Below are 3578 nucleotides of genomic sequence, written 5' to 3'. Positions count from 1 at the left end.
CCCGGAGGAAGTACCACGCGTAGATCGGCCACGGCGTGTAATCGCGGGCGATGTCGACGCGAATGGCCAGCCCGCCCGATTCGCGCAGCTCGGCGATCGCGTCGCGCACCCGGCGAGGCGCCATGCCGAGGCGCTTCGCGAGTTCGGTGACGCCCGCCCGACCGTCGTACGCGAGCTCTGCGGCGAGGGCGCGACGCTGTTCCGGTGTGAGGCGCACCGGCGCCACGGGAGCCGTCCGCTCTGCGGCCTGGATCCGGTCCACCTCGTGGGAGGTGAGCGCCCGCAGGCGCCAGCCGCGCGCATCGCGAGGGACGTCCGACACCAGATGCGTGCGCATCGCCCGGATGCCGGGCACGCCGCGGATGCGCTCGAGGGTCCAAGTGGCGACGCTCGCCGCATCCGTCGCGCTCAGGCTGAGCAGGATGTCGCGTCCTCCCGCTGTCAGATCGATCGTGAAGGCCTCCGCATCGCGGCCGAGGGTCTCGGCGACCGACAGGGTCTCGCCCGGGATGCACTCGATCTCGATGAGCACGAGCATGCCGGGAGTCGCTCCGTACCCGGTCACGTAGACGACGCCGTCGTCGCGCAGCCGTGCCCAGCGGCGGGAGAGCGTGGCCGGGTCGGCGCCGACGATCGGCGCCAGGGTGCTCCACGGTGCGCGGGGGCTCACCTGAACGGCATGGATGAGGCGCTGATCGAGGTCGTCCAGGACAAAATCATGCATCATCTACGCTCCACGTTCATTTTCGTGCACCCGACTCGCATTCTAGACAGCGGTTCTTAGAGTCACTGCAATTCCCGAACCGCTTTCGAAGGAGCGCTCCATGGCCGTCATCGCACCGCCTGGCAAGACCTCGTCCGGCCGTTCCGCCCTGCGCGGCGCCGTCGGCTTCCTCGTCGTGATGGAACTCGGCTCCGGCATGCTGCAGGGCTGGTATCCGGTTCTGCTCGCCGCCATCGGCACCGAGTTCGGTGTCGGCGCCGCGCAGCTCAACTGGGTCAGCGCCGCCTACATGCTCGCCACGGTCGTCTGCGTGCCGATCCTCGCCAAGCTCGGCGACCGGTACGGCCACAAGCGACTGCTGCTCATCTCCGCCGCGCTCGTGGCGCTCGGATCCGTCGTCGTGGCGATGGCCCCCACGTTCGAGGTCTTCCTCCTCGGCCGCGCCCTCCAGGCCCCGCTCGCGGCCTTCCTCCCCCTCGAGTTCGCGATCGTGCGCGACCGCGACGAGAAGTCCGCCGGTCGATCAATCGGCAAGCTCGTCGGCGCCCTCACCTTCGGTGCGGCGATCGGCGCCCTCGGCTCCGGGCTGCTGTTCGGCGCCGTCGGCGACCTGCGGGCCGTGCTGTGGATGCCCGCGATCTTCCTCATCATCTGCGTGCCGGTCGTCGCGTTCCTCGTGCCGGAGACCACGGTCCGCGCGCAGGGTCGCACGGATTGGCTCGGCGCCTCCCTCCTCGGGATCGGACTCCTCGCCGCACTCGGCGGCATCTCGAACGCGTCCTCCTGGGGCTGGGGCAACCCGATCACCTGGCTCGCGATCCTCGGCGGCATCGCCCTGCTGGTGGCGTGGGTCATCGTCGAGAAGCGCGTCGCGCATCCGCTCATCGACGTCGCGCTGCTCACGAAGGGCGGCATCGGACTGCCGATCATCATCGCCTTCCTGTTCGGCGCGCAGCTCTTCGGCGGCCAGACCGCCTCCAGCGTGTACGTGCTGAGCCAGCCGGATGCCGTCGGCTTCGGACTCGGCTTCTCCGCGGCGACCGTGGGCATCCTTTCTCTGGCTGCGGCTCTCTCCGCCTTCATCGCCTCCATCGTCGGTGACCGGGTCGCCGGCCGGATCGGCCCGAAGGGTGCGATCGTCGTCGGCGGTGTCCTCGTGGCGGGCAGCTACCTCGCGTTCCTGTGCGCGCCGACCGTCGTCGCGGTGTTCGTCGCGGCCATGGTCGTCGGCGGGCTCGGCAACGGACTGCTCATCTCGGTGCTGCCGACCATCGTGGTGCGCCGCGCACCCGCCGACTCGGTCGGGATCGCCTCGGCCCTCTACAACACGTCGCGCACCGCCGCCGGAGCGGTCGCGGGCGCCGTGTTCGCCCTGGTGATGGGCAGCTTCCTCATCACGGTCGGCACGGGCGACACCGCCGTGACGACCACTGCCTTCGCGGGCTATGTCGCTGTGTGGAGCATCTGCACCGCCATCGGCGTCGCGATCGCCGTGCTGGCCCTGTTCCTCCGGATTCCCGCTCCGGTGAAGGAAGAGCCCGTCCCCGTCCCCGCCGCCACCGCCGACCCTCTGCTCGAAGGAGAAAACGCATGACCCTCACCGACCCCGCCCTCCGCACCCTGCTCGACCTGGACGAGGCCCAGACCCGCACCGCTGACGCCGTGCGCGCCTGGGAGCAGCGGATCATCGAGATCAGTCACGAGATCCACGCACACCCCGAGATCGCCTTCGAGGAGCGGCGGGCGGCCGGTCTGGTCGCCGAGGCCCTCCGCGAGGCGGGGTTCACCGCGACGGTCGGAGCGTTCGGCGTCGAGACCGCGATCGAGGCCACCTACGGGTCGGGCGAGTTCGTCGTCGCGGTCTGCGCCGAGTACGACGCCCTGCCGGTGATCGGTCACGCGTGCGGACACAACATCATCGCGGCCGCCGGACTGGGCGCGGCGCTCGCGCTCGCCGCGATCGCCGATGACGCAGGTCTCACCGTCAAGCTCCTGGGAACTCCCGCCGAGGAGCACGGCGGCGGCAAGGTGCTGATGCTCGAGGCGGGTGCCTGGGAGGACGCGACCATCTCTCTCATGGTGCACGGGGCCCCGGGCGTCGACCTCCGCTGCGAGAGCTTCGCGACGCAGGCGGTCGACCGCTTCCAGATCACGTACACGGGCCGTCCGGCGCACGCCGCTGCGGCGCCCGACAAGGGCGTGAACGCTCTGGATGCCGCGACCGTGGCGCTCACGGCGATCGGGCTCCTGCGTCAGCAGCTGCCCGGTACCGTCCGCACGGCCGCGGTGATCACGCAGGGCGGCGAGGTCACGAACATCATCCCCGCGCGCACGGTGCTGCAGGCCGAGGTGCGTTCGTTCGACCTGGACGAGCTGCGCGACGCCAAGAGGCGGGTGCTCGCCTGCTTCGAGGCGGGGGCGCTGGCCAGTGGATGCTCGTGGGAGCAGGTGCGCACCGAGCCGCGGTACGACCCGCTGGTGCAGGAGCCGCTGCTCGCCGAGGCGTGGAACGAGGCGCTGACGACGCTCGGCCGGGAGCCGATCGCGTTCACGGGGGCTGCCGGCGGGTCGACCGACATGGGCAACGTGTCGCAGGTGGTGCCGTCGATCCATCCCGGCATCGCGGTCATCGGGTCGACGTCGGCGCCGCACACCGAGGGGTTCGCTGCGGATGCCGCGACGCCCGCGGCCGACCGAGCGGTCGTCGACGCGGCCATCGGTCTCGCCTGGGCTGCCGCGTCCGCCGCCCCGTCCGTCTCCGCGACGACCGCGGCCCCGTCGTCGAATCGGTCGGGCCCGCTGCGACGGGATGGCGGAAGAAGGAGGGGCGCCGGCAGTTCGTGCCGGCGACCAT

Annotated in this window: 3 protein-coding genes; 2 read left to right on the top strand and 1 reads right to left on the bottom strand. The window is 71.2% G+C overall.

Annotation, left to right across the window (positions count from 1 at the left end; translation table 11 throughout):
* Window positions 1-727, bottom strand: a 727-nt coding sequence (locus tag DW306_RS00050; protein WP_136053622.1) for an AsnC family transcriptional regulator, incomplete at its 3' end; no start/stop codon positions are given.
* Between the two features lie 97 nt (window positions 728-824).
* Here DW306_RS00050 and DW306_RS00045 point away from each other — a divergent pair.
* Window positions 825-2318 (top strand): MFS transporter, encoded by a 1494-nt coding sequence (locus DW306_RS00045; protein WP_136053621.1) that lies wholly within the window; start codon window positions 825-827, stop codon window positions 2316-2318.
* Window positions 2315-3578: M20 family metallopeptidase (locus tag DW306_RS00040; RefSeq protein WP_136053620.1), on the top strand; the 1264-nt coding region annotated here is incomplete at its 3' end. The genes DW306_RS00045 and DW306_RS00040, both read left to right, overlap by 4 nt.

Origin of the sequence: Microbacterium sp. K24, from assembly GCF_004794465.1 — a bacterium.
Lineage (GTDB): Bacteria > Actinomycetota > Actinomycetes > Actinomycetales > Microbacteriaceae > Microbacterium.
This window is presented reverse-complemented; position numbering and strand designations above follow the sequence as displayed.

Coding starts and splice junctions, on each gene's coding strand:
- DW306_RS00045 (WP_136053621.1), top strand. CDS start 825: ATGGCCGTCATCGCACCGCCTGGCAAGACCTCGTCCGGCCGTTCCGCC.